Annotated in this window: 18 protein-coding genes, 1 tRNA gene and 1 pseudogene; 13 read left to right on the top strand and 7 right to left on the bottom strand. The window is 51.7% G+C overall.

All coding sequences use genetic code 11. The features are described from left to right. Positions 1-3: 3 nt before the first annotated feature. Positions 4-681, bottom strand: coding sequence for an ABC transporter ATP-binding protein (locus IQ268_RS07185; RefSeq protein ID WP_193876983.1), 678 nt, complete (start codon positions 679-681; stop codon positions 4-6). Positions 682-1256: 575 nt separating this feature from the next. On the opposite strand from IQ268_RS07185, the gene IQ268_RS07180 reads away from it, so the two are divergent. Beyond that, positions 1257-2207 carry a Sll0314/Alr1548 family TPR repeat-containing protein gene (locus IQ268_RS07180; RefSeq protein ID WP_228035163.1) on the top strand — a complete coding sequence of 317 codons (951 nt, stop codon included), beginning with the start codon at positions 1257-1259 and terminating at the stop codon, positions 2205-2207. 256 nt (positions 2208-2463) lie between these two features. Here the strand turns inward: IQ268_RS07180 and IQ268_RS07175 are convergent, their stop codons facing one another. Then, the gene (locus IQ268_RS07175) at positions 2464-3147 is read right to left on the bottom strand and encodes a hypothetical protein (RefSeq protein ID WP_193876981.1); all 684 of its coding nucleotides are present in this window, start codon (positions 3145-3147) and stop codon (positions 2464-2466) included. A gap of 365 nt (positions 3148-3512) precedes the next feature. On the opposite strand from IQ268_RS07175, the gene IQ268_RS07170 reads away from it, so the two are divergent. Together IQ268_RS07170 and IQ268_RS07165 are read left to right on the top strand one after the other, a co-directional pair. Further along, positions 3513-3890, top strand: coding sequence for a hypothetical protein (locus IQ268_RS07170; protein WP_228035162.1), 378 nt, complete (start codon positions 3513-3515; stop codon positions 3888-3890). 76 nt (positions 3891-3966) lie between these two features. Further along, complete coding sequence (locus IQ268_RS07165) at positions 3967-4170, top strand: hypothetical protein (RefSeq protein ID WP_193876979.1); 204 nt, start codon at positions 3967-3969, stop codon at positions 4168-4170. Between the two features lie 141 nt (positions 4171-4311). Here the strand turns inward: IQ268_RS07165 and IQ268_RS07160 are convergent, their stop codons facing one another. Both IQ268_RS07160 and IQ268_RS07155 read right to left on the bottom strand, forming a co-directional pair. After that, on the bottom strand, positions 4312-4488 hold the full coding sequence (locus IQ268_RS07160) for a hypothetical protein (RefSeq protein ID WP_193876977.1): 177 nt from the start codon (positions 4486-4488) through the stop codon (positions 4312-4314). 16 nt (positions 4489-4504) lie between these two features. After that, complete coding sequence (locus tag IQ268_RS07155) at positions 4505-4834, bottom strand: hypothetical protein (RefSeq protein WP_193876975.1); 330 nt, start codon at positions 4832-4834, stop codon at positions 4505-4507. Positions 4835-5348: 514 nt separating this feature from the next. Here IQ268_RS07155 and IQ268_RS07150 point away from each other — a divergent pair. The 5 genes and pseudogenes from IQ268_RS07150 to IQ268_RS32140 all read left to right on the top strand — a co-directional run. Continuing rightward, positions 5349-8174 (top strand): GAF domain-containing protein, encoded by a 2826-nt coding sequence (locus IQ268_RS07150; protein WP_193876973.1) that lies wholly within the window; start codon positions 5349-5351, stop codon positions 8172-8174. A gap of 115 nt (positions 8175-8289) precedes the next feature. After that, entirely contained in the window at positions 8290-8823 is a 534-nt protein-coding gene (locus IQ268_RS07145) for a thiol-disulfide oxidoreductase DCC family protein (protein WP_193876971.1), read from the top strand. Between the two features lie 133 nt (positions 8824-8956). Further along, complete coding sequence (locus tag IQ268_RS07140) at positions 8957-10132, top strand: glycosyltransferase (RefSeq protein WP_193876969.1); 1176 nt, start codon at positions 8957-8959, stop codon at positions 10130-10132. Beyond that, complete coding sequence (locus IQ268_RS07135; protein ID WP_193876967.1) at positions 10122-11672, top strand: glycoside hydrolase family 1 protein; 1551 nt, start codon at positions 10122-10124, stop codon at positions 11670-11672. The genes IQ268_RS07140 and IQ268_RS07135 overlap by 11 nt, the downstream gene beginning before the upstream one ends. A 1062-nt stretch (positions 11673-12734) precedes the next feature. Further along, a pseudogene (locus IQ268_RS32140) lies at positions 12735-13064 on the top strand (FKBP-type peptidyl-prolyl cis-trans isomerase); the annotation flags it as partial. Positions 13065-13076: 12 nt separating this feature from the next. On the opposite strand, the gene IQ268_RS07125 reads toward IQ268_RS32140, so the two are convergent. Further along, a tRNA-Pro gene (locus tag IQ268_RS07125) sits at positions 13077-13150 on the bottom strand. 67 nt (positions 13151-13217) lie between these two features. After that, positions 13218-13487, bottom strand: a complete 270-nt coding sequence (locus IQ268_RS07120) for a hypothetical protein (protein WP_193876965.1) — start codon at positions 13485-13487, stop codon at positions 13218-13220. A 261-nt stretch (positions 13488-13748) separates the two neighbouring features. Here IQ268_RS07120 and lipA point away from each other — a divergent pair, with 261 nt between their 5' ends. The 4 genes from lipA (at position 13749) to IQ268_RS07100 (ending at position 20028) form a co-directional block, all read left to right on the top strand. Then, positions 13749-14630 (top strand): lipoyl synthase, encoded by an 882-nt coding sequence (gene lipA, locus IQ268_RS07115; protein WP_193876963.1) that lies wholly within the window; start codon positions 13749-13751, stop codon positions 14628-14630. A gap of 300 nt (positions 14631-14930) precedes the next feature. Next, on the top strand, positions 14931-15695 hold the full coding sequence (locus IQ268_RS07110; protein WP_193876962.1) for a peptidylprolyl isomerase: 765 nt from the start codon (positions 14931-14933) through the stop codon (positions 15693-15695). Continuing rightward, positions 15641-18217: a type I secretion system permease/ATPase gene (locus tag IQ268_RS07105; RefSeq protein WP_370584654.1), complete on the top strand. Its 2577-nt coding sequence runs from the start codon at positions 15641-15643 to the stop codon at positions 18215-18217. Before IQ268_RS07110 ends, IQ268_RS07105 begins: the two co-directional genes overlap by 55 nt. A gap of 194 nt (positions 18218-18411) precedes the next feature. Then, the gene (locus IQ268_RS07100) at positions 18412-20028 is read left to right on the top strand and encodes a cadherin-like domain-containing protein (protein ID WP_193876961.1); all 1617 of its coding nucleotides are present in this window, start codon (positions 18412-18414) and stop codon (positions 20026-20028) included. A gap of 75 nt (positions 20029-20103) precedes the next feature. Here the strand turns inward: IQ268_RS07100 and IQ268_RS07095 are convergent, their stop codons facing one another. Continuing rightward, entirely contained in the window at positions 20104-23433 is a 3330-nt protein-coding gene (locus IQ268_RS07095) for a glycoside hydrolase family 15 protein (RefSeq protein ID WP_193876960.1), read from the bottom strand. A 474-nt stretch (positions 23434-23907) separates the two neighbouring features. Here IQ268_RS07095 and IQ268_RS32800 point away from each other — a divergent pair, with 474 nt between their 5' ends. Beyond that, positions 23908-24039 (top strand): hypothetical protein, encoded by a 132-nt coding sequence (locus IQ268_RS32800; protein ID WP_255527154.1) that lies wholly within the window; start codon positions 23908-23910, stop codon positions 24037-24039. Positions 24040-24094: the final 55 nt, after the last annotated feature.

Below are 24094 nucleotides of genomic sequence, written 5' to 3'. Positions count from 1 at the left end.
CTCCTATCCCTGAGCAACCGAGGGAGAGGGACGCACTCCCCGCAGGCTATCAGGATCGGCAGGAAGCAATTCCCCGTGATTCAGCGTCCAGCAGCGATCGGCAATCTCTAACAACTCCCCGGCATCGTGAGACACCACCAACAAACTCCAGTCTCGCTTTAGCTTAGCGAGCAGGCTAACGAGTTGCTGCCGCATTGACCAATCCAGGCCAGCCGTTGGTTCATCTAACAACAAAAGGTAGGGTTGCCGAATTAACTGCACTGCCAGCGCCAATCGACGTTGCTGCCCACCACTGAGCGATCGCGGCGGCGTTTGCAGCGACAGGTGAGACAACCCTACTGCCTGGAGCGCCTGATCAATTCGCTCTTTTCCCAGTTCTGGATGGCCTAGCCGCAGTTCCTCCAGAATGGTGTGACCGCAAAAATGCCGCTCTGGAAACTGAAACACCAAACCGCCCAACTGCTGCAACTGTTCAGGAGACAGTTCTTGCTCTCGCCAATGCAACCCTCCAGATGTTTTTTGGGCTAACCCCGCCAAAATTTCTAACAGAGTGCTTTTTCCAGAACCGCTGGGGCCAATAATTAGCCCCATTTGCTGAGGTGCCAGTTCCATGTTGATCGATTTGAGAATGGCGGTTGGGGTAGCGGCAGGATGATAAACCAGATTTCGGAGATAGAGCATTAATGGCGATCGGCAAGTAGGTTGAATTCGGCGCAATACCTGAACTGTATCAGGTCATATCCATAGTAATGGACGAAACTGATGGATGCTTTTGGAGGGCTAACGCCAGCGGAACTTGATGAATGCGATCGCGTCATAGCTGGTAGCCGATGTTACCCTGAGCTGACTTTCGCCTCACCTTGTTGCTCTATTTTGTAATTTTTGTAACTTAGCGCACCATAACGTTACGATTCATCAAATTCCGTCCTTCTGGCGATCGGCTCGCAAATCCATTCCTATCGCCTGCCATCCGCCTATGTTTCGGAAAGCACATGCTGTCTTAGGTTTAGAATCATAAACTACGGATTGCAGACTAGAGAGACAATGGGCTACCACAGACAATGAACCAGGGACTATCTACGTTCAGCACTCAGCTTAAACTCTGCAACCCCTGATCTCTGTTTGGGCGGTAGGGGAACACTGACCCCAACACTCAACCTGGCGGCTAGTTGTCTACATCTGCCCCAGTTCAGTGAGCCATACTGCCACTTTTACCCACCCTTTTTGCCAACCCTTGAGATCTCATGATGACGGATATGCCTATAGCATCAGCACCTCTGGTTAAACCAACCTCACAGCAACAGCGATGGGCAGGGCTGAAGCGAGTCACGGCTGTCGTAATGGGCGCAGTGACGATCGCCATTAGCCTGTTACCCCCCCCGGCGATCGCAGGCGATCCCTTCCGCGCTAGCGATTCCCGCAACATTGACAGCCAAACGGAAGCGGCCTTTAAAGCAATTTTTGAGCAGGGTAACTATCGCGAAGCAGCCCAACTGCTCGATACTGCCCAAACCGATGAACCGCTGGCCTATGCCATGAAAGCGTCGATCGCGTATCTTAATGGCGACAACGAAGGACTGGGGCGCAACGGCACCTTAACCCGCGAAGCCGCTCAGCGCCTGACCCAAAGCGATCCGTTGCGGGGACATATTTACACCGCCGCCGGACATTTTTTAGAAGGCGCTCACACTCTGACCACTCAGGGCACCGTGCGAGCGACTCCAGCCGTTTTAGGCAAACTTCAGCAGGTGTTTAATGAGTTAGGCGAAGCCGAAAAGATTGCTCCTAATGACCCGGAGCTGAACCTGATCAAAGGGTTTATGGATTTGATGCTGGCGGTTAATCTGCCGTTCTCTAATCCGCAACAGGCGATCGAACGCTTACAAAATTACGCCGCTCCAGATTACTTAGCCCAGCGGGGAATTGCGATCGGCTATCGAGACTTAGAGCAACCCGATCTGGCGTTGCAAGCTGTAGAACGTGCCATTCAAGCCGCACCCAACAATCCAGATTTGCTTTACTTAAAAGCTCAAATCCTGGTGCTGCAAAACCGCCCACAAGAGAGCCTGCGGTTGTTCCGTCAAGCATTAGCACAGCGAGAACAGTTGCCCGACGGCCTGGGCGATCAAATTGCTTACGAACAGTGTCGAGCCAATAACCGGGTTAACAACCGCCGCCAAAACTGTAACCGCTTGCTCCAAGATTAAGCCGAGCTTCTGTACCGCAGCAACATTGGCAGATTCCAGGTAGGGTAGGCAATGCTTACCCTACCTGAACTGTTGTAAATCGTGATCGAGCGTTAAGCCACCCTACACCCTAACCCGCCACTGCGATCGCTAACAGCCAACCATCTGAACTGTCGTGTCTCACCGTGAGCGGGTCGGGTAGGCATTGCCCCCTACTGTTGCTATTAATACTGTTGCTATTAACAGAGACAACTGCGAGACAGCCTACCCCCAGCGATTATGGCGTTGGCGCAGGTGTAAAGGTTGGCGGCGGTGTCGGGGTTGTGGGAGTCGCTTCAGCGGGGGGAGCCGTGGGCGACTGTTCAAGTAAAGGACTGGATCTAAATGGCAATGAGTCCGGCAATTGGGACGGTGGAATAGACGGATTCAGTTCGGGTGGGTTCTCTGTACGGGGAATAAAACTAGGCAGGACGTTCCGAGGCAGGTTACTGGCAGATAGACAGGTATCTAACGCCAAAGCAGCGGTGATATCGTTTTGACTCACCAACCCCGTTACACACTGTGAATAGCGCTCTGGCAGCACGCTGAGGCGGCAGTAATCTAGCACGTTCAGCGGTACAACACCGTCTGTATCCGCAGCAATATCTACGACACAGGTTCCCACTTCCTCTGGGCGGCGGGCTTGTCTACAGCCAGAGAGCGCTTCGGTAGCGGCAATCTCGGTGCGCCCTGTAATGGCGGTGACACACCGAGACAAATCGCGAGGATCAAGCGCCGCAGCACAGGCATCAGCCGCTTCCAGGTTGGCAATGCCTGTCTCCAACAACGACTGGGCACAGACTTGATATGGATTAGCCGCCTGTGCCGCTTTGGGCGGCAAAAATACCGCCAGCAGGCTAGCTGTCATTAATGGAATAGTGGATAACCGCATCAAGTGCGATCGCAAATCAGTATGGTGCATCGATTGCATAGAGAAGTGCATAGAGAAACAGTATGAAGAACTGAACGCAACGTCTTAAATGGTGTGACAAATATAGCCTGGGCTGATTCTCGCATACCTGTTCGAGCTTGTTGACCTTGACCCATCACCCTAGTGGATCAAATCACTCCAACTTGATTTAAATTTGCCAGGTTAAGCGCCTCTATTTTAATCACAATCCCCAAATTGTTTGTCGTTCAATTCAGTCCTTAGGTAGGATGAGAAGATTGCAAGAAAGCGTCAACCAGTCGTTTCAAAGTAAGCTAGATGCTGGGCAATGAATTAGCGATTGTGGCGATCGCCCTTTCAGTAATTGCAGTCATTATCGTTTAAAGCAGATCAATGCTTTGGCTGAGGTCTTGATGGAAATTTGGGAAGAAGTAAACCGCCAGCGAGTCAAGCACATCATTAGCAGCTATCAGTTAGACGGCGACGAAGCGAGTCAGTTCAATACCTATCTTGAAGAACTCTTGCATCTTTATCCGCTACCGTTGATTGAGTTAGCGCTGGTTGAAACCTTAATTGATTTCTGGCTGTCGGTGCCGTCCGTTCGAGGCGTGGAATTTTTGAGTCAGGCGCACGACAAACTCAAACATTGGGAAGGGGAACCGATCGCCAGCACAATTACGCCTTCGCAGTTTCAACAAATTACAGGACTTGATCCAGGCCCTATCTTTGGCTCATCAGGAGTTCCACCCGCCTGCCCCATCGTGAACCCGTCCTAGACCCCGTCCAACCACAGCACGCCCAAACTAAGAGAGGTGCAATTCAGCCATCCTGATCTGCATGGTGAGCCGTTGAATGGATATCACCGTGGCAGGTGATGCGGTTGAGCGGGAGCTAAGCCTGATCAGCGAGGCCAAAAAAGACGCGGCGATCAAAGTTTTTGTTTCTTACTTTCACAACGATCAATCCGATGAGGAACTGTGGAAGACGCTAGAAGCACACTTGAGCAGTCGCATACGGAAAGGTGCCATTACCGTGTGGCATGTTGGCCAGTGTTGAACCGGGTATTGTGCGGGAGCAAGCGATGCAGCGCCATGAAACCGGCAAAGCGCGAGTAATTCCCATCATTTTGAAACCGTTTGACTGGAAGAGTCCTTACCCTTGGGAATCTACAAGCGTTGCCAAGGAATGAGGAGCCGATTACCAGGTGGAACGATCGGAATGAAGCTTTTTGGGAGACAGAAGACATTCGTACTGTCCCTTAGCAACTTCCCTGATTAAAAAATCCTGCTCTAGCTCGTCTAGAGAAAAATGGTCAGTCAGCTCCATCAGCCAATCTGGATGGGCAGCAAACTCAGGCACCCAGACGATATCCATGTAGATCAAGATCCATCTAGATCAAGTCGTACGGTTTACCCTGGTCAAAGGCAGAAATATAGGCTGCTTTGATCTGATCGGCATTATCCAAATCCTCTTGCAGCAAATCATTGGCCACTTCAATCCGAATAGTGGGATGTTGGGCTTCAAATTGGGCAATTAAAGGCCGCCAATAATCGGTTTCATTGTCGGATAGCACCAACGATAGGGAGACGGGTTGAGAAGAGCAGGCGACCAGCAGCTTGATACTTAAAACGAACGGAATGAGAAGCCCTAAGAGTCGTATCCATCCACGGTTTTTGCAACCCGACTGGATGGTACGCGATCGATGCCTGTTCTCCATCATGGAGCCTCTGAGGGATACTGAATGAGGAATTACTGAGGTTTGGGGGATTACTGAGTACAGTAACCTACCGCTGTGACCATCGCGCTTCGTCACACTGCAACGAAAGTTAATGAAATTCCAAGGAAATCGTCTTTTGCTAAAGGAGATAGTACGCTGGCTAAACAATCTCTATCCTGAGGCAGATAGTAGCAGTGGTGACGAGTGTAGGCGAGTAGGCGATCCAGATAGATTTTGCTACTGCAAGATTAAATTTGAATTGTGCTTCCGGGTGCTGCCTAATGTACCCCCGTTTACCCAATAAAGTACTTAAATAGAAGCAGCGATCGCCATAGCTTCTAATCACCTCATTGATCGTCATGCTTTATTGTGGGCGCGATCGCGCAACCGAAACCATACAGAAATAATCGGCTTCCCTCCATTGCAACCCCATTCACAAAATCACCAAAGCCCTACCGTTGCACCTTGTCAGGGCACTAGCACCAATAACGACCCATCACCATTGGCTGAGGATGTCATGACCCAGGTGTTTGATCAAGATTTGCAGCTTAACGTTGATACAACGCTAGGACGAACCAGCTCGCAAATCCGAGCAGAAATTGAAGCGACGTTTGGGTTTGTGCCGCCGTTCTTTGAACCCGCAGAATCCACTCCCCAGGTGCTAGAAAACCTCTGGCAACAAACCCTCTCGGCCTATGTCAACAATCCGCTGCCCGCTTTATTTAAAGAAAAGCTTTCTGCCTACCTCTCTCGCTTCTGTGCAGTTCCCTACTGCATGATCTGCCATAGCTGCACCTTACGTCCCCTGGGTTTAACGGCACCCGAAGTACTGGAACTGCTCGAAACGCCTCCGCCCCTGCCCATCGACATCGATAACCATATTCAGCATCTCGTATCACAGCCACAGCGTTTAACCACATGGCCGGAATCAAACTCAACCCTTGAAGAAAGCCTGCTTTATTGCTCCATTTTTATTGCGTTAGAACGGGAATCAGCCGAGCCGTATCGGGCTGAATTGCGCCGTTTGTTGGGTGCTGTGCAGTACCAGCATCTCGTTACATTCATTGCTTACGTTAAAACCTGCCATGCCTGGATGGAAGCCCATCCCGAAATCGCCTATGAAGCCGACTGGCGCGTGCAAACAAATCTCAGTGCGCTGCTAAAGGACGAACCGGCTCTGGTCAACTTCTTCAACGATTATCGAGAGCGAGTCCGGCGTGAAGGCCAGAGCCGAACAGAGCAGCTTCTCGAACTGGCGGAGCGTAAACGGCAAGAGGACGGCTTGCGGCAGCAAGTTAAACGAGAGCGGTTAATGGCAGAAATTGCCCATCGCATTCGTCACTCGCTGAAGTTGGATGAGATTTTGAGTACGGCAGTGGCCGAGATCCGGCAATTTCTTCAGGCCGATCGCGTTTTTATTCATCGCTTCGAGCCAGATTGGAGCGGAGTAGTGGCTGTAGAATCGGTCGTTCCGGGTTGCCCATCGCTTCAAGGGACACGGGTAAAAGACTCCTTCTTTTTGAAAGCCGTTTGCCGCGAGCTATATCAGCAAGGCCGGATTCAAGCGATCGATGATATTGACACCGCTGATTTGTCTGAATGCCACCGGGACATGCTGGCTCGGCTCCAGATCCGGGCTAACCTGGTCGTTCCTATCGTGCAGGGAAACCAGTTGTGGGGCTTGCTGGTCGCTAATCACTGTTCAGAACCGCGCCAATGGCAGCCCTTAGAGCTTGATTTGCTCAGACACTTAGCTATCCAGTTGGCGATCGCCATTCAACAGTCGGAACTCTATCAACAGGTTCAAACCGAACTCAACGAAAGGAAGCGATCGGAAGAGAAAATTCGCGAACAGGCTGCTTTGCTGGATATCGCCACCGATGCCATTTTTGTACAAGATTTGCATCACCAAATTCTCTTCTGGAACAAAAGCGCCGAGAGCCTTTATGGCTGGCCTGCCGCTGAAGCGCTAACCATGAGTGCCCATCAGCTTTTAGAGGACGAGACGGTTCCCCAATTGCAACCGATCCAGCAAACCGTGATTCAGTCAGGCAAGTGGCAGGGTGAGCTGTACCAGCGAACCAAAACCGGGCAGAAAATTCTGGTCGAAAGCCGCTGGACGCTGGTGCAGGATGAGGATCATCAACCCAAATCAATTCTGGTTGTCAATACAGATATCACGCAAAAGAAAGAACTGGAGCGGCAATTTTTTCATGCTCAGCGGCTAGAAAGCCTAGGTACTCTGGCTGGCGGTATTGCCCACGACTTAAACAATATCCTGACCCCCATCCTAACGGCAGCTCAACTGGTACAGCTTAAACTTCCCCAAGTTGAACCATCGGTGCAGGGGTTGCTCAAAATGCAGGAAACCAATGCCAAACGGGGAGCAGCACTGATTAAGCAAATGCTGTCGTTTGCCCGGACCACCGAAGGCAAGCCTATGCAACTTCAGGTTAGCCACCTGATTTTGGAACTCCAGCAAATTGTCAACGAAACCTTTCCCCGATCCATCGAGTTTTACGCTGACATTGAACCTGAGCTTTGGAGTGTCTCTGCCGATGCCACCCAAATTCATCAGGTATTGATGAATCTGTGTATTAATGCTCGCGATGCCATGCCCCAGGGCGGCACCTTAACCCTATCGGCTCAAAATCTCCTTGTCGATGAACACTATGCCGGAATGAACCTCGATGCCAAGGTTGGAGCTTACATCGTCATTTCGGTCACCGATACAGGAGTCGGCATTCCGCCCGAAACCATTCATCGAGTATTTGAACCGTTTTTTACAACGAAGGAACCAGGGCAGGGAACCGGGCTTGGCCTCTCCACCGTGATTGGCATCGTTAAAAACCACAGCGGTTTTGTGCATATCTACAGTGAAGTGGGGCAAGGCACCCAGTTCAAACTCTACTTACCCGCTGTGCAGGGGGCTAAAGCGCCATCTGAAGAAAACATTGATTTGCTCCTCGGACAAGGCGAAACTATCCTGGTGGTGGATGACGAAGCTGCCATTCGTGACATCACAAAGGCATCGCTAGAGACCTACAACTACAACGCTTTGACGGCTAGCAATGGCATTGAAGCAACGATCCTCTACGCGCAGCACCAGGATAAAATTAGCGCTGTTTTGATGGACATGATGATGCCTGAAATGGATGGGCCAACGGCTATCCTGACGTTGAAAAAACTGAACCCGCACGTCAAGATCGTGGCCGTTAGCGGACTGCCGACCAGCAAAAAGGTCAATGTTGCAATGAACAACAACGTTCAAGCTTTTTTGGCTAAACCGTACACCGCGCAAAAATTACTGCAAACTCTACACGCTGTCATTCATGCCATCTAGAGGGAAGGAACCGCTAAAGATGATTTGATGGCAAATGCCACCCAAACTTATTAAGTTTTGTAAAATATAGGAGTATCTATATCGTTCCTAGAGGATGAAGCAATTTAGAACGCTTATGACTGCTTCAAAACCCCCGTTCCCCGACTCCGCTAACCTTACACCCGACTCGTTATCGGCTTCGCCATCATGGCAGATCGAGCTACTGTATGACGGCGACTGTCCGTTGTGTATGCGAGAGGTTCATTTTTTGCAAAAACGTGATGCTGGACGGGGTCTGGTAGCGTTTGTTGATATTGCTGACGATGATTACACGCCCGACGCGCATGGCGGCGTAGATTTTGAAACGGCAATGGGACGAATTCATGCCGTCTTGCCCGATGGCACTGTGATCAACAACGTGGCGGTCTTTCGTCGCGTCTACGAAATCCTGGGCATGGGTTGGGTTTACGCAGCGACGAAGTGGCCAGTGATTGGGCCAGTGATTGACTGGCTGTATGGAGTCTGGGCAGACTGGCGGTTGGCTCTTACAGGCCGACCCAATTTGGCAACGGTAGTAGCCGATCGCCAACATCGCCTGGAGTGTCAAACGCAAGGCCGTTGCCGCCTGGACGAGTCCGATCGCGCTCCGTCAGCCCCACGCTCAGATTAAACTTACCGCTACTTGCGGCTATATTGGCCTGGGCAACAACGCTTTTGGGGTACTTGGCTTGATAATGATTGGGTATCTCCTGGTCTGGTTCGTTTTTATCTAAACCAGGTAATTTACCCGTCAATAAACTCCTATGACACGGATTCTGATTTTGTACTCTTCGCTAGGATCAGGACATGTCAGTGCAGCAAAAGCCCTAAAAGACGCTTTTCTCCGGTTTCCCGATGTGGAAGTGCTGAGTGAAGATGCGCTCACCTATGCCAGTTCGGTGTATCGAGGCGCTATCACTCAACTCTATGAGCAGCTCAGCGAAAAAGCCCCATTGCTCTATAAAGCCTTTTATGAAGGCAGCGATGTGGATGATTTGGAGCGATCGCTCGACAGTAACTTAACCTGGGCACGGTTAGAGCGTCCGTTTTTCAGGAAACTGGGGCATTTCGTTAAAGAGACCAATCCCGATGTGGTGGTTTGTGTTCAGCAAATTCCAAGTCGGTTGCTGCAATTGCTGGCGCAAGAAGAAGACGTATCTAAACCACAGTATGTCGTGATTACGGATACCATCGCCCACAGTACCTGGATTAATTATGGAGTCAACGGTTATTTTCTCCCCAATGATTTAAGCGTCAATTTTCTGGTGCAGCGCGGGGTCGATCCATCCCTGCTGCACGTCACCGGAATTCCCATTCACCTGGAGAGCAATCAACCTAAATCCAAGGCAGAGGTGCGATCGCGCCATGACATGCCCCTGGATGCACCCATCATCACCCTGTTTGGAGGCGGGTTAAATCCCCGGCGGGTGCGATCGATGCTGTCAGATTTGCTGAACTATTCCGACGCTGGCCTGATTGTGTTAGCCGCCGGACGCAATGATGATTTGCTAGAGGCCGTCGCAGATTTAGAAAGCACCCCCACCGCGACGTTACGCAAAGTGGGCACCATTGATTATGTCGATGACTTAATTGTGGCAAGCGACCTAATTATTACCAAAGCGGGTGGACTCATTACCAGCGAAATTTTGGCACGGGGCACCCCAATGGTGATTGTTGATCCGATTCCGGGTCAAGAAGAACAAAATGCGGATGTCATTGCCGCGGCTGGAGCGGGTATCCAGTTGCGCTTGCTAGAAATGGTGACTCCAGCCGTGCAATATCTGCTAGAGCATCCAGCACGACTGACTGAAATGAGACAAGCGGCTCTGGAAGTGGGTCAGCCGCGTGCGGCACTCACCATTGCAGAACACGTCTTAAATCATTGGAAGACCGATTGTGTTGCCGACGAAACAAAGAGACTAGAGCCTTATGCAGACTAGCCTAACCCGATCAACAGACTCCTTCCTGTGGGGGGTTGCCACCTCTGGATATCAAAGCGAAGGCGGATATAACGGGCCTGGACAGCCGCAAAACAACTGGGCACCCAGCGAAGCGAAACACGATGTAATGCGGACCGGTTCGGCTACCGAGTTTTGGACTCGCTATGAGGAAGACTTTCAGCGATGCCAGGACATGGGGTTAAATTCCTTTCGGCTCGGTTTGGAATGGGCACGCATTCAGCCATCGACCGATCGCCAACCCGGTTCGCCTCCAGCCTTCGACTATGATGCGCTGGATGCCTATGCCGATCGCCTTGCCGCCTGTCGTCGTCATGGGTTAGAGCCTGTGGTAACACTGCATCATTTCACCCATCCGGCCTGGTTGGGTCTGGATGCATGGCTGTCGGAACAGGTGGTCGAGCCGTTTGTCGAATACGTTCGGGTTTCGGTAACGCACATCAATCGGCGATTGGTCGATTATTATCATCTGCCGCCGATTCATTGGTATATCACGATCAACGAACCCAACATTCTGGTTTCTAATACGTACCTGAACAAGCAGTTTCCGGCAGGAGGGGCTGTAGGTTCTGGTGCGGCGCTGCAAGCTTACAATCATCTACTGGCAGCTCACGTGCGCGCCTATAACTGCATTCATGATACGTATGAAGCAGAAGGATGGACGACTCCACGCGTATCGCTTAACACCTATTGCAGCGACCTCTACTGGTCGGAAAAGGTGATTTGGGATCTGCTCGACCTGCGGCGGCACAACCTCAAACCAAGAGAAGTCAAAGACTACATCGATAACAAAGCGAGTCAACTGGAAGCCGCATTGCGTCAGGCCAATTTATCCTTTCGGCGGGATTTACCTTATCAACTGGGACGGTTGACTCACTGGACGACCAATCGCCTGGGCTATCGGCTGTTTCATATTGAGCAGCTCGCTCTGTTTATGCAGGAATTAGAGCGATCGCCACGCCCTCAGGTAATGGATTACCTGGCGATCGACTACTACGATCCGTTTATTGCTCACATTTTCCGGCTCCCCTCTTTCTCCGATTTTGAGTTTAAGACCAAAGGATTTCGAGCCTGGGTCATGAGTGGCATCACCAGCAAATGGTGGGATTGGCGCAGTTTGCCAGAAGGACTGCATTTCTTCTGCCAATACTATTCGCAGGACTTGGGCAACCGTCCTATCATGATTGCCGAAAACGGTATGGCGCTGCGCCGCAAGCTAGATAACAGCGTGGCTACTCACCGCGCCGATCAGCTACGTCGCAGTGAGTTTTTGAAAGCTCACATCGACCAGATCAAGCGCCTGTTGCAGGAATCCGTTCCCGTTTTGGGATATATGCATTGGTCACTCACCGACAATTATGAGTGGGGTTCCTACACGCCTCGATTTGGGCTGTTCTCGCTGAACTTTGAAGCAGGAAGCGATCGCCTAATAGAAGACCATTTGGGCGATCGTCCTTCCGAAACCTATGCGCGGTTGGTCAGGGAAGTGAGTGCTGAATTGGCACAATCAACCACACCTTAGAGGATGTTTTAAAGGTCTGATTAGTTACCCGATAGGTGTAGGGGCGAAGCATTCGGCAGACAATGTCAATGTCTCGGTTGTTCCAGCCATCCTGATTCGAATGCTTCACCCCTACCGAGACGTAAAAGATACTTGTCAAACATCCTCTTAGCGTTCGCTCTGTATGGCGGTTTGGATAGAGTACTCAAATCGAGTTGTTCTGCCCTATTTGCATTAATCTGTTAGTCCAGGGGAACTCTTAGGGGATGTTTGAGAAGTACTCCATGCTCCGTCTTGGCTACGGTTCCAACATCCTCTCAAATCAACGCTCCACGCTGAGCAACCCACTCTCTGCGACAACACACAGGCACTATGGCAAAAGATCCGGGTGGAACTCTCGATACAGCAACCTTCTTTCGCACGAAGGCAACCAATCGCACTGTCCGAGAAAGCCTGAGCGCATCGGATCAAGTTGATCTGTGGAAAATCAAGCTAAAGGCCAGTAGTCTCAACGTTTCGCTGAAGGGCATCGCCAAAAAAGCAAATGCCGATGTTTACCTGGTTAACACTGAGGGCAAGGCGATCGCTGGGTCAAAGCGGGCTGGCAACCGGGACGAGCGCTTTAGCAACCTGGTTCCATCCGGCACCTACTACATTGCTGTGATCCTGAAGCAGGGCAGCGCCGACACCAAGTATGCCCTGACGATGTCTGCCCCTCCACCCACCGATTTTTTGGGCAATTCCTTTGAAACCGCCCCATCTCTCAACCTCACGGCTTCAGGGCTAACATTCAATGAATTTGTGGGTGAGATTGATCCAGCCGATTTCATCCAGTTTCGCCTTCCGGCACCGGGAACCCTCAACCTGAAACTGAGCAACTTAAGTGCCGATGTCAATTTAGAACTGTACGATCGCAACCGCGTACGAATTGGCAAATCAACCAAACCGGGAACGGCGAACGAAAGCATTCCCAAACGTCTGATCGATTATGGCTCAACCTACTACATTCGGATTGCTCAGGGCGTGGGCAAGGATGGGCTGTACCAGTTTAAGTACAGCTTCACCCCGGATACTCCCACTGCCACGGCATCGGGTCTAAAGTACGTTGACCTGGTGGCTGGCACAGGCGCAACACCCGCCCCAGGACAAACCGTTGTGGTGCAGTATACGGGCACCCTGGAAGACGGAACCAAGTTTGACAGCTCGCGCGATCGCAACCAGCCCTTTACGTTTAACTTAGGTACGGGTGCAGTGATTGCCGGATGGGACGAGGGGTTAAGCACTATGAAGGTCGGCGGTCGCCGCCAGCTCATTGTTCCTGCCAATCTGGCCTATGGATCTGGAGGCATTCCCGGACGGATTCCTCCAAACGCCACGCTAATTTTTGATGTTGAACTGCTGGCGATCGGTTAAGTCAAAAACCAATCGGGATGACTGGATTCGAACCAGCGGCCCCTTCGTCCCGAACGAAGTGCGCTACCAAGCTGCGCCACATCCCGTTGCATACGCATTACTAGACTATCACAGGGACGGTTTTGGAATCAGCCGATCGCCCACTTCTGCAAACTATTTGCCAGAAGGCCGATCGATCAGCTCAGGTCGAGAGGGCTGGCCTTCAAGGCGATGGTTAACCGAGCCAAGCTGACGTTGCGACTGTTTGTCGTGCTTCCAGCAACAGGCCAGCCCATAGACGCGGTTATCAGGAGCAAGGCGATTCACAACCAGCACCCGATACCAGGCTTCACCCCAACTGCAATTGAGGGTGATCAGTTCAATTGGTTGCCAGGGGGCATCCTCCGAGAGAGACGAGCGTTCGTGTTTTACAATCTGAATCATGCTAACCCCTTCAAAATCCGCGTCCCCTTTAGGCCGGTTACTGAGCCTTACTGAGCCTCTCTCGGCTATGGGCAATGTCATCCCATCAGTTAGTTCTTCATAGGACAATCGCTGCCATCCGCTACATTTGGGCAGAACCAGCCACATCTTCTTTCTAAAGCGATCGCCCCCACTCCGGGCAGGTTAGCGGCGATCGCGATCCGGAAGTGCCGGGTGTTCTTGTTAAGATAATCGTGAAAACTTCATCAGTGGATCGCCAGCGTGACGGTTAAGCCAGAGTGGTTACGGGTAAAAGCGCCCCAGTGGGAGCGAGTTGGCAGCGTTAAAGAAATTCTGCGAGATTTGGCGCTCAATACCGTTTGTGAAGAGGCATCCTGCCCGAATATCGGCGAGTGTTTCAATCACGGCACCGCCACCTTTTTGATTATGGGGCCAGCCTGCACCCGCGCCTGTCCCTATTGCGACATCGACTTTGAGAAGAAACCCCAAGCGCTCGACCCAACCGAACCCGATCGCCTGGCCGAAGCGGTGCGGCGGATGCGCTTAAACCATGTGGTGATTACCTCGGTTAATCGGGACGACTTGCCCGATGGCGGCGCGGCTCAGTTTGTTCGCTGCATTCAGGCCATCCGTGCCGCGTCGCCTGGCACCACAATCGAAGTCCTGATTCCCGATTTGTGCGGCAACTGGGAGGCATTAGAGCACATTCTTCAGGCCAAGCCAGACGTACTCAACCACAACACCGAAACCATTGCCCGACTGTATCGGCGGGTGCGGCCTCAGGGCGACTATCACCGGACGCTGGAACTGTTGCAGCGATCGCGCCAGCTTGCCCCCTGGGTTTACACCAAATCGGGAATTATGGTTGGTTTGGGCGAAACTGATGCAGAAGTGCGAGAAGCGATGTACGATTTGCGATCGGTCGATTGCGACATTCTAACGATTGGTCAATATCTGCAACCAAGCCAAAAGCATCTTCAAGTTCAAACCTTTATTACGCCAGATCAGTTTGATGCATGGCGACACTTTGGTGAGTCAATTGGCTTTCTTCAGGTGGTGTCTTCCCCATTAACCCGCAGTTCTTACCATGCCGAACAGGTACGAGAACTGATGCAGCAACATCCCCGATCGGAGTCGATCTAAGTCAATCTACAGCCATTTTCATTTGCATTCACCACACTCCAAACCCCACACCTATCTTGGCGAGACTGTGGCTGACTCGATTGAGAACTGCTGTAAGTCGGTAGATCTCACTAAACGTCAGACTGAGATGACGGGGTCAGCGGTGCATTCGGATGGCCAGTGACTCCGTATTTCTTACACTCAACCATTATTCTTTCTGGACAAATCTCGTAATTTTACTTAACCGAGCCGTTGAAGTTTAGGTGAAGCTCCGTACAGTTTGGGCATAATGAGTTTGCTAGATGTCTCGCTTGCTGATTCATGACCTCTGAACCGTTCCTCACGATCGCCGATCAGCCCATTTCAGTTGGGCAAGCCTTTCGATATTTACAGACCAGCCGCAAACTCGACACATTTATTGGAGAAATTGTGCGTCAGTTTGCAGTGGAGCAAGAAATCGCGACACACGACGACCTCACAGTTAGCTCGGCGGCGATTGAGCAAGCCGTGATTGATTTTCGGTTGCAGCAACAGTTAACCGATCCGAAACAGTTTCAAGAATGGCTGGCCGCCAATGGTCTTACCTATGAAGCGTTTCATAACCAGATTGCCTACAGCTTTAAGTTCAAAAAATTAAAAGAAACGATCGCCTCTGCCAAACTGCAAGAGTATTTCATTGAACGCAAGCTGTTTTTAGATCGGGTAGTGCTGTCTCGCATCATTGTGGCTGAGCAAGAGCTGGCTGAAGAGTTGAAGAGCCAGATGGATGAAGGCAATGCCCAATTTGAACACTTAGCCAAAGAATACTCGCTCACGGACGATCGCATTATGAACGGCATGGTAGGGCCAGTGAGTCGTGGCACCATGCCAGACATTCTGCGAGCAGCGATCGATTTAGCAAAACCGGGTGATGTGATTGGGCCATTGGGCATGGAAGGCCGCTGGGGATTGTTTCGGATTGAGGAATTTTTATCAGCCTCAGTAGACGATCCGCAAATCCGCCAATCCTTGCAAGACGAGCTATTTGAACAGTGGCTGGTCGAAAAAATTCAGAAACTGCCGATCAAATTGCAGGTAGGCACATGATTACAGGCGATCAACTGACCAATATTACGTGGGATGCTCCACCGCTAAGCTGGTTGAAACCCGATCAGCAAATTCAGATTAAAAACGAGGCAGAGCAGCAGCGCTATGCCCTTGGAGAAGTGATCTGGTCTACAGAAGGTCCGGTGGGTCAACTTCTGGTAGTCAGTGGCAACGTGCGGCTGGTACCCGATGACGGTAAATCGCTGGTGCTAAAACCGGGCGACTGGTTTGGCGATGTGACCGGGCTATCTAACCAATGGAAGGCACGAGCCGCCAGCAAAGAAGTGGTGGTCTTGCGGTGGTCGGTTGAAACGTGGCAAGCCGTTGCGTCACCCGAACTGCGGCAATTTTGGCAAACGCTGCGATCGCGCTACCAACCCGAATTTTCGGATGCGCCCAAACCCGTTTCGGGTCATCCGTTTATAGCCGCTCTCAACAGCGGAGCCGCCTGCCTCACCATGCTGTCGCAGCAGCTAGGCACACCCGTGCAACTGGAATGGGTACAGCGGCAACTGCGGGGACAGCGCCCCCGCGATTTGGTGGATGCGGCTGAGAAGCTTGGCGTGCATCTGCGGCGCGTGCTGGTGGGCGACTGGAACGATCTGCGGCAGCTTCACCTGCCGGGGATGCTGCGCTGGCAGGGAGAACGCTGGATTGTGGTGTATGAAGTACGGGGCGATCGCCTGATTGTGGGCGACCCCATGAGTCCCAGCCAGACCTGTGAAAGCATTCCCAAGCCGATGGTGCTGGATGCCTGGGATGGGCAGCTCTGGCAAGCCGAACTGCTGCAAAAGCAAGACAAGTTTAATTTAGGATGGTTTTTGCCTGCCGTCTGGCGCTTTCGCGGACTGCTGGGTGAAGTGCTAACCGCTTCATTTACGCTTCAGCTTCTCGGTTTGGCTACGCCGATCTTTACCCAGGTGATCATCGACAAGGTGATGGTGCAAGAGAGCCTGCCCACCCTGGACGTAATGGCGATCGCTATTCTCAGCGTTGCCGTGTTTGAGGCGATGCTGGGCACGCTGCGGATGTTTATCTTTACCCATACGACCAATCGGCTGGATCTGGCGCTGTCGGCGCAGGTGTTCCGCCATTTGCTGCGGCTACCGCTGGCCTACTTTGAGGCGCGGCGGGTAGGGGATACCGTGGCCAGGGTGCAGGAACTAGAGGAAATTCGGCAATTTCTCACCAGTACGGCTCTCACGGTGGTGCTCGACAGCATCTTCTCGGTGATTTATTTGGGCGTGATGTTTTACTACAGCCCCACCCTGACCGGAGTGGCGCTGGCGGTGATTCCCATGTTTGCCGTTTTAACGTTAATTGCCACCCCAATTTTGCGAACCTGGCTCAACGAAACGTTTAACCGCAGTGCCGATAGTCAATCCTTTTTGGTGGAAACCATTACCGGAATCCACTCGGTGAAAGCGCACGCGGCAGAAAAGGTATCGCGCGATCGCTGGGAAGGCTTATACGCCCGGTTCATTCGCACGGGCTTCAAGGCCACCACCACGGCAAATGTTAGCAACCACATTGGCGACTTTCTCACCAGCCTCTCGGCACTGTTGATTCTCTGGTTTGGTGCCAAGCTGGTGATTCAGCAAGACTTTACCATTGGGCAACTGGTCGCGTTTCAAATGCTGTCGGGTCGAGTAACGGGACCGCTGCTGCGGTTGGTGCAACTCTGGCAAAACCTGCAAGAAGTGCTGCTGGCGGTCGATCGCATTGGTGACATTCTGAATGAGGAACCCGAAGCCGAACCGGGAACGGGACTGGTTTTACCCAATCTTAAAGGGCAAGTCACCTTTGACCAGGTATTTTTCCGCTATCAAACCAGCCAGGAACCGATTTTGCGCGGTATCTCATTTGATGCATCACCGGGCATGTTTGTCGGCATTGTGGGACGAAGCGGTTCCGGGAAAAGTACCCTATCCAAGCTGATTCAACGGCTGTATCAAGCAGAATCGGGACGGATTCTAGTGGATGGGTTTGATATTAAGAGCGCCGATCTGGCCTCGCTCAGGCCGCAAATTGCCGTAGTGTTGCAAGAAGACTTTTTGTTTAACGGCAGCATTTTAGAAAACATCACGTTGGGCAATCCTGATGTCACCGCAGAACAGGTCGTAGAAGCGGCGCGGCTGGCCGTTGCCCACGATTTTATCTGTGAACTGCCCCACGGTTACGAAACCAATGTGGGTGAGCGGGGCACGGCATTGTCTGGCGGGCAACGGCAGCGCATTACCCTGGCCAGGTTATTTCTATCAACCGCTCCCATTCTGATTTTGGATGAAGCGACCAGCAACCTGGATGCCGAGACAGAGCAACAAGTTTTGGAGAATCTCAAGCGCGTGTCTGAAGGGCGCACCGTCTTTTTAATTGCCCATCGGTTTGCGCCGCTTAAACGGGCAGACATGATTCTGGTTATGGAAAAAGGGGTGGTGGCTGAACGGGGCACCCACGATGTGCTGCTGAACCAGAAAGGGCTGTATTGGTCGCTATATCAACGGCAGCAGGCATCTGTCTAGAGCTGGGCGATCGGGCTACCCGATCTGATATCGTACTGAATGAAGCGATCGCCCTCCAAGTGTGAAGAGATCATGTTTTATGGCGATCGACTCAGTAAATTCTACAGGGTGACGATTTAACCTGGATTTAGACAGGGACAAATGCTCGTCAGGCATTTACCACCGTATTCCCCTGTCATCTTTGTTAACGATTCATGGCACAGGACCCTGGAAATAGACGCGGCACGGCTCAGCCCATCCGAATTTCAACTCAACCCCAAGTTTTGGTCGATTCCATTGGGGGACGCGACAAGTTTGACTTTTACCGCTTCAAGCTGAATCGACCTGGCAACATTCGTGCTGCCCTGAATGGACTGAAAACCAATGCTGATCTGGCTCTTACCAATGCCAGGGGCAAAATTTTGCACCAGTCCAACCGCCCCGGTAAACGCAAGGAACTCCTCACCGCAGAACTTAATCGCGGTACCTACTATTTGCGAGTGCGGGGGCGCGGCGGAAATACTCGATATCGGCTGAGGCTGGGGTTTAACACGCCTCCTCGATTAGCCATTAATACCGGAATGGCGATCGGCAAAGGTAAAACTGCGTCATTTGGGCAAAGACTGCTGCGGGTAACCGATCGCGAACAAGATGCTAAAAAGCTGGTTTACACCCTGACCAACCAGCCGCAAAACGGCAGGCTGCAACTCAACGGCAAGGCGATCGCAGCGGGCAGTCAGTTTTCCCAGGAAGATGTTGATAAAGGTCGCCTTAAGTATAAAAGCCTGCCTGACCGCACTCGCCTCGTCCGAACCTCTAGAGAGATTCGCTCCTTTGAAGTATCTGGCTCCAACATCGTCTGGGCGGCATCAGACGGCAACGACTTCGAAATCTATCATTCCGATGGCAATACCACCACGCAACTGACCAACAACGAGTTTGACGATTTTGCACCCAAGATCTCTGGCTCCAACGTTGTTTGGCAGGGGTTTGATGGCAACGATTACGAAATTTTCTTCCATAACGGCAGCAGCACTATTCAACTCACCAACAACGGGTTTGATGACATTGCGCCGCAAATTTCAGGTTCCAATGTGGTTTGGTCGGGGTTTGATGGCAACGACTACGAGATCTTTTACTTCAACGGCAGCAGCACCACCCAACTCACCAACAATGGGGCTGATGATGCATCACCGCAAATTTCAGGCTCTAACGTCGTTTGGGCAGGGTTTGATGGCAACGATTACGAAATCTACCGCTACGACGGCAGCACCATCGTTCCATTAACCAATAACAATCAAAATGACTTCTCGCCCCAAATCTCTGGCTCTAATACAGTTTGGACGAGTTTTGATGGCAAAGACTTCGAGCTTTTCTTCAACAACGGCATCAACACTGTTCAATTGACAGACAACAACCGCAATGACGTATCGCCCCATATTTCGGGTAACAATATCGTTTGGCTGGGCACAGAAGGGGTTAAACAGGAGATCTACTACTACAACGGCAGCAGCATCGAGCAACTCACTAGCAGTGCTACTACGAAATTGTCGCCGATTATTTCAGGCTCTAGTATTGTTTGGCAGGGGTTTAGTAACGGCAACTCCGAAATCTACTACTACAACGGCAGCGGCATCGAGCAACTCACCAACAACCGCGCTGGAGACGTTCTGCCCAAAATGTCTGGCCCTAATCTAGTGTGGCAATCGCAGCAGGGCAATACCAACGAACTGATTTATCGCAATCTGGCTACTACAGATAGCTTCAGTTTCGTAGTGGCAGACCGGGCAGGGGGAAAAACTGACGGAACGGTAAACATCACGATCGGTTAATGGATACCTGGGGAATAGGTTAAGACAGAAACGACTCATTCCCCAGGCTCACATCAAGCGAACACCGTTCAGTGTTTAGCCTTCGGGCAAGGGATACGGCTCTGCGGCTTGTTTCTCTTCGTCTGCGATCGCCATCCAGATCACACTCTCTTGTCCCAGTTCCGTCAAGAACCGCATCGCGTTGGCGATGGAGTGGGCACATGCCTGGGGAGAACTTTCGTAAAACGAACGCCACGCTATTGATTTGTGTTCATCATAGCGATCGCTATGTTCGGGATGGTGTTCGAGCCATGCTAAACGGACAGCGTGACCAATCAGTACGTCCAGAACAATGTAGCCTTCAATTTGCAAGTCGGGGTTGCGATCGGCGATCGCGGCGAGTTCCATCAGCGCTTCGATGTTGACCTGGCGATATTCTGGAGCCTGAATCTTATTCAGCAAATGCTCCACCCGCAGCGCAAAATTCGTTTCGCCCGGTGTCATTTCAGACAGCATCAGGTGGCTGTCTAAGCGGTTGCGGCGATCGAGCTTGTCGCCAATGAAGATGCCTTTGCAGTGTTTCATCAACCGCCATACCGTCGGGTAAAAATCGGCAGGTACCCAGTTCAGCGCTCCATCTCGCTGACGTTTGCGCCACCAGTCGGTGGTCACCGATTCTGCACCGTTCCCGTCCGATACCCCCATCCACTGAATATCTTGCTGCGTCTTAACCTGAATCGACTCTTGCTGGAACAGCGTTTGATTCAGCTCACCATATTCGGCCAGTACTTGCCGCAAGCGTGACTTGACTTCAAACGGGCTAAGCTGCATCAGTTGCTCGTAGGCTTCATCTTGAGTCACCTGGCGTTCACGTGCCAGTTCGCTGGTAATCAGCAAAATTAAATATCCCACCCGCAGCGTTAGTAGCCCCTCAAACAAATGGGGATCGGTTTTGATTAGCACACCGAGGTAAATTAAAATCTCCTGGGTGAGGGGGCGATCGCGAATATCACGAATGCAGAACTCCCGGATCTTCTCCATCAGTTCAATTCCGGACAGGGGGCTGGTAATCAGCGATGCCGCGCTGTAGGCCTTACCGACCGAAATCTGCTTTTGCCGCACCAAAATATCCGTAACCGCATCCGACAACCCCACGTCTACCTTATTCAGCAGACCAGAGGCACGACGAATCACTGCCCATAGCCGCAGTTGGCTGGCTTTGACATAAACCTCGTTCAACAAATCGGCAACGGTGACCAGGTGGCTGGCTCCGCCTAACCCCGTGTCAAACGCTAACCCCCGTAGCTGTACCAGCGTTTCGAGCAGGTCAATTTGTTCATACAGGTTATGGGATTGCCGCAAACTGGTGAGCAACAGCGGAATATTGGTTTCGCACTCCAGCATAAATTCTTGCGTACTGCTCAGCGGCCAGTTTTGGCTGGCATCAAACGCCAGATAGTTAAAGGTTGGAGCCGCATCCTGCACAGGCGCTTGCGTGAACTGAAAATCGTGAATGAAATCGACCCGTTCCATTCCAGCGGTCAGCATAAGCTGATTCAGTTGCCCCAGTTTTACCGCGACCCCATTACACTGACCGTCGCGCAATTCTTTAATTAGCTCCAGCAGCGGCGATTGATCGATCGCCTCCACACCTTCGCCATCAAACATGTTGTGCATGAGTAACAGCGTCAGGGTTGGCCGCCCCAACTGGCTCCAGTGGTCGCGAATGTACGCCAGTTCTCCTTTAATTTGCGCCACTAAGAAGTGATAGTCCAGCGTCAAATAAAACTGCTGCGGATCGAGAAACGAGGGCAGGAACACCGCCGTTTCGCCGCAGATGCGAAAAATCTTAGACGTGGTTAAACTTCGCAACCGCCGCACCGGACGACCGCTGAGATGGAGCTTGTCGTTGCGGCCAATTTGAGCGTACACATCCGACAGTTCACCCACCTGACGCACCTGAATCGGGTCAACCTGCTTGGGTGTTTGGGCGGCAATGCCGTAGGTCGCCAGCTCGGCTTGCAGCAGTTCATCTTCGGCCAGCAGCGCAATTTGAACAAGCGGTTCGCGATGGGTACCCATCCGCAGATGCCGCCCCAGCGGATCGATATCTCCTACAGCCAGGAAGCCCTCGTACAGCAGTTGCCCCAACAAGTAAAGGCTTTGCGCCCACACCAGCGGCAGATTTTCATTGGGCAACCGCACCTGGCTGCCCGGATTTTGGCGCTCCGCCTCGATGCAGTCTTCTGGCACATAATACAGTTCTGCCAGTAAATGTATCCCGTCTCGCTCGACCAGTAAGGCATCTAGCCGCTGTTGGTATGCGTCAATCTGCTGGCGATCGCCCCGAAACAGCCCATCCAGCAACAGGTAGGTAAAAAACAGCGGCCACTCCGACTCGACATGCTCAAACTGCTTCAGTTCAAACGGTTCATAGTGCAGACGAGTGTTATCTTCTAAAACGGTTTGGTGTCCGTCGCGCAAAAACCGCTTGCAGCCATAGTTTCCTTGCAGCTTGTTCACCACATTGCTGCGAGTTAGCTCAATCAGCGACTTATTTTCAACGGCAAAGGCAGGATAGCCAATCACACTCAGTAGCGCCGCATCCACCTCTTTTGAACCCGACTCTCGCGGCAGCAGCGATTCTAACGTCATGCGAGTTCGGGCAATCTCATCTGGCAGCACGTGAATAATCGAGGCTTGGCTGCCATGAACGCCAAACAGGTCTAACCCGTTCATCGCTTCCAGTGCCGCCTTTGCCATGCCGATCGAACTGGCGTTCAGTTCAGGATTGCCATGATTAATTTTGTTGCCTCGCTCCCAAATGCCGTAATCGGGCGTGCGGTAAGCACGACCAATGTAATAGACCAGGTTTTGAATGAAGTTAACTTCGTCAATGGTGAAGATAATTTGTAAGCCGGATGCCGTCATCTGCGCCAGCATGAGCAGGTACAGCGAGGTAGCATCCAGTTGTAAGTGACCCCACTCGTCGTCACCCACCACCGTATCTGCCGTGTGCAAGTCGTACTTGGCGTGGAGCGCATCCAGCAGATGTTGAGTTTGCTTAAAGTTTTCTACTTTGTTGGCCTGCCGCATCATGGCAAACAGCAACCCGCGCATGAGCTTAACAACGCTGTGCTCTAATTCGTAGATATAGCCTCGGTTGTCGTCTAGCTTGCGATAAGCCAGCGCTAACCCCCACACCGCCAGAATGCTGTAGACGTTGTCCCGCACCCAGGCATCGGTATAGTTGCCGTGGCTGGTAATGGCCGTACTGGCAGGCAATAGCCCGGTAATCGGGTTTTGGCGGGCAAGAATGATGGTTTTGATCTCTTGATAGTAAGCATCCAGCCTGGCTTGTGGCGAAGTTGCGGACGAACCGTTGGCATTGCGATCGCGGATCAAACGAGGGATTAGGGTAGCCATATCATTCTGGAGTAATTTCCGGAGCATCGCCATAAAGCGATGAAACAACACCTATATCAACAGGGTGCAAATAAGTTCTAGGGCAAATGAGGAGAACATTAGCTGATCCAACCCCGTGAATCGACTGGCTTGATTATCTCCTGTTTAAGGTTGCTTAATCGTTACGCTGGACACGAGGTTGTAGCCCATAGAGCAATTTTGCAGCGCAACTCTGAGCATCGCCAGCCCTCTGCCCCTTAATTTCTTGCGATCTTTATGTACTGCGAATGAGCTTAACCGTAGATTCACGCAATATCCAGTAGGGTGATAAGGAATCGGCAGGTCGAGCGGTGTTGTCTTACGATACGAGGCAATTTTCACTACAATTCGCCAAACCTGTAATAACTCGGCTTTTTGTCTAACTCAAACTCGTTTTTATACCACCGTCATAACAGTAGTTCTCTTGCAAATTAAAGCGATCGCGGAGTCCTTTCCATGTCTCAGCGCCACAACCACAACAAAGCCCCTCTCGTCAAAATTGTCTACTCTAAAGTAACGGTTAACGGCAAAGTAGAACTGGTTCCCCTGGAGCTATATGCTGACGGCACTCTTCAACGCAGCCATTAACTTTCACTCCATTGGCAGGCCGCATTCAAACCCAATGAACAAACGAATCATCTGG

This window comes from Oculatella sp. LEGE 06141 (assembly GCF_015207605.1).
GTDB lineage: Bacteria > Cyanobacteriota > Cyanobacteriia > Elainellales > Elainellaceae > Oculatella.
The sequence above is the reverse complement of the archived record's forward strand: the minus strand, read 5'-3'. Positions and strand labels throughout refer to the sequence as shown.